Annotated in this window: 3 protein-coding genes; 2 read left to right on the forward strand and 1 reads right to left on the reverse strand. The window is 51.2% G+C overall.

Features of this window, described 5'->3' with window-relative positions; all coding sequences use genetic code 11:
• Positions 1 to 127: 127 nt before the first annotated feature.
• Complete coding sequence (locus RCJ92_RS15320; RefSeq protein ID WP_396277564.1) at positions 128 to 568, reverse strand: helix-turn-helix domain-containing protein; 441 nt, start codon at positions 566 to 568, stop codon at positions 128 to 130.
• An 851-nt stretch (positions 569 to 1,419) separates the two neighbouring features.
• On the opposite strand from RCJ92_RS15320, the gene RCJ92_RS15325 reads away from it, so the two are divergent.
• Together RCJ92_RS15325 and RCJ92_RS15330 are read left to right on the forward strand one after the other, a co-directional pair.
• On the forward strand, positions 1,420 to 2,217 hold the full coding sequence (locus RCJ92_RS15325; RefSeq protein ID WP_396277563.1) for a hypothetical protein: 798 nt from the start codon (positions 1,420 to 1,422) through the stop codon (positions 2,215 to 2,217).
• Between the two features lie 47 nt (positions 2,218 to 2,264).
• Positions 2,265 to 2,675 (forward strand): hypothetical protein, encoded by a 411-nt coding sequence (locus RCJ92_RS15330; RefSeq protein ID WP_396277562.1) that lies wholly within the window; start codon positions 2,265 to 2,267, stop codon positions 2,673 to 2,675.
• Positions 2,676 to 3,343 lie beyond the last annotated feature (668 nt).

The raw sequence follows: 3,343 nt of genomic DNA on the forward strand, positions 1-3,343 counted from the left end.
AACAGTGGAACCCGGCACCCACACCAGTGACCATGGTGGCAGCAGCGACCCCGAAACCAGGGAAAGCCGCCGACTCTGGGAAAAACCGGAAATCAGCGGCCCTCAACGCCACGATGAAACCGCTGGGTTAGGCCATGTCTTCGAGTTGGTCTTCTATGTCCATCAATTCCACCAGTGCCTTACGGCGCGTAACTTCTCTCTTGGTCTTGAAGGCTAGTACCTCGTCGCGGTTAAAACGGGTATGGGTGCCCACCTTGAATGAGGAGATTTCTCCGTTTTTGGCGAGCTTCAAGAGCGTTGGCCGAGAAACGCCCAAAACCTCAGCCGCAGTGTTACTGGTGAGCTCATCGGGCAGGGTCGCCACAGTAACGCTGCCATTGGCAGCCAGAGCACGAAATGCTAAATCGATGATCTTAGACAGCTCGGGAGGAAGCGCGCGGGTATCACCGTTGGACATGATGGCCGCAAAACTTTTGACCTCTGCAGGGCTGGATTCAACTTCGCGGCGGACAGTCGTCAGATCCTCGGACGACACAATAACTTCGTTTCTAAGCAATGTTGCGCTCATCGTCATACCTTCCTGTCCTACCCTGTCGTGTGCTGTCGTGTCCTATTTACTGTACTTGTTTTCACTTATAAATGAAAGAAGGGGGGTGTAGCTGTCTTATCCCTCTAACAAGGGAGCGCAATAATTTCAAGCTCATTAATTCTTGAGAGCTGTGAAGGGTTCGGAGGCCGGGGAAGCTAAACCTCCATATAGAAGGGGATGCAATGTTTCAGAGTCCTATAGATTCCCACTCTGAGTAGATCCTTTGGGGCTACCCGGAATTGGATGAACCCCTACTCAGCCCACCCCCCATCTGCTGATCTCCAATCGACTCATCTACCTGTATGGGAGGGGATTGAGAACTCAGCTCACGCTGCCTGCCTTAGTTCGAATGGGGTTGGCGAAGTGAACTGACTGAAGGAAGTGAACTGACTGAAGCTGGGCGAATCGTCGTTGACCTCTAGGACCTTGGCGTACCAGCCGGCAAGCGAATGGTCTGGACGAACTCCTTCAAGGCCCATGACTGGTAGGTCCTCCACTGGATATGGGCGCTGGCGCTCGACTTCTGTGCCGGTGTACTCGCCATTCGAGTTGAGGGTGAATCGGGTCAGAATTGGACGGGTGTAGACTGCGACTAGCCGGGTTTTAATGGGTCTCCTTTGAGAGACTATTCATACCCCCCCCTTAGTGCGGAGGATTGCAAAAACGTTGTCTGCAGACTACCGAACAGCGTGTATCCGCGATGAGCCGAAAGGCGAATTCCAATCAGCCTACCAGTATGGATTGGTGTATTTAGGTCCCTGTCTTGAAACTATTTGAGCGAAACAGTGGAATGAAATTGACATTTCATACCCCTACCTACATTGTTATCCGTGAGTGGTGCTCACTATGGGGATGTCAGTATTTCACTTACCTTTACTCGCAAAGCTATCCTGCATTCAATCGAGATGCAGTTCATCACTAGACAGGAAAATGAGGTAGCCCAGTTGGGGAATCACAGGAGCACGCACAGAAGTTGGGGACTGACAGCCCTCGTTGGATTGCTTGCCACTATCCTTTTATTGCCTCAAGCCGCAAGCGCGTCGACTGATAAAAACCAAGTACCGACTATTGAATCGGCGATCGGCACGCCAGCGGCATACTATCCAGCGAGTCAAATCTTGGCCTATGGTCAAGGGCATGCATCGAACTGGCCTATTCGCCGAGGCTATTTCGATGGGAAAAAGGGCTTCGGGTATGACAAGAGTTATCACAAGCACGGCATTTGGAATCTCAAGACTATGTCATGGGCTATGGGTAGCCCAACGATAAAAGTTGAAGGAACCCAGCGCGCAATGACTTCGTATGCCCGCAAATTGCGATGTGACGACAAGCTCGTCAACTGCATCGTTGACAAGCAGATACAAGTAAAAGCAGTGGTTGAAACGGCTTACAAGCAGTCGTACTATGGTCAACCCATTAATGGTCGCTTAGGTCTGATGACCGTATACTGCATTGGTCCAACAGTATGCCCGTCATGGGTGAACAATGTGACGAGTGGGCGTGCAGCAGCCTTGGGCTCGACGCCGGGCGGCGAGCATGAGGTTATTACCTATTCATACAAGCCGGTCAAGGTTGGGACTACCATTAGTAAGGCAGCGCTAGAGAAAGAGATTGCCTCACGTAAGTAATTTCTCTTGCTCTAGTTCTCTCCGCGAAACATTTGAAAGGTCGATCAATGACGTGGCAATTCATTGAAGGCAGCAATCCACCACGTTACCCGAAGGGTAATGTGATTCCGAGAGTAACCGAGGAGCAGCTGCGCAACGTCTACGCTTCAATTGATCCAGAAGTATTGGGCAAGGTGAAGTACTTAGGGCTTCGAGGCTCTCTCGATAATCGTCAGGTCATTATCTACAGAAATTTTTATGATGACCTTAGTGCTCAGTTCCTTGACGTGTTGCTTACGGACAACCCACCTGAACACCTTCCAATTGAGAACTCGATCCGGGCGATATTTGTCCATGAGCTCAGCGAACCTTCGGACCCCGTAGAGTTCATTTCGGATAGTGTTTCTAACATCGAAGCAGAATTTCCGGGTATCAAATGGTTTGGTGGAACTGACAAGGTTCTTATCGACGGCCAGTAAGCTTTGAGATTTCTGACTATCTTTGCCTCAGCCTTCTAGCTCTCATTAATTGATGAGCTGGAGGGCTGAGGTGCTTAACCAAGAAGTGTCGTTGCGAATTGCTTCGCAGGTCATGACGCGCAAGGCTCAAAAGAATGACCACATGACTTTGAGGAGGTTTCATATCTGAACTGCGACTAGCTCTCAAAGAGCTGTTTTCACCTGTTTCCGAATCTGGCTGGGAGCCTGAAGATGTCTTCCTTTGGCTGACCACCCCAACAACGCACTTCGAGGATAGTTCTCGCCCGATTGATCATCTTGACGCTAACCAGGAACTTGTCCTCGACGTCGCCGGGCGCGCCTGGAACATCGCCTGGTGATGGCTTAGTAAAGCGATGCCAACCACTCAGGCAAAGCACCAAAGTGCCTGAGCCCTGCGTAGGCTGCGGCCAGCAAGGTGCCACTACGGATTGCACTCATGACAGGAAACCTCCTTGGCGGCTTTCTTGCCGTACTTGGACGATAGGGACACAGGATCGTGGTAGAAAATGCGCTCACTGACCTTCTTGCCGAATAGGGCGAAATGGTACCTCTATTCCAGCTACCTGGTACCGACGTCTTCCGCCTACCAGGTACCACCATTCCGGCTTGTTGGTACCGCCTTCACGCATCGGCATCGTTCTGGGACC

Source organism: Glutamicibacter sp. BSL13 (assembly GCF_052928425.1).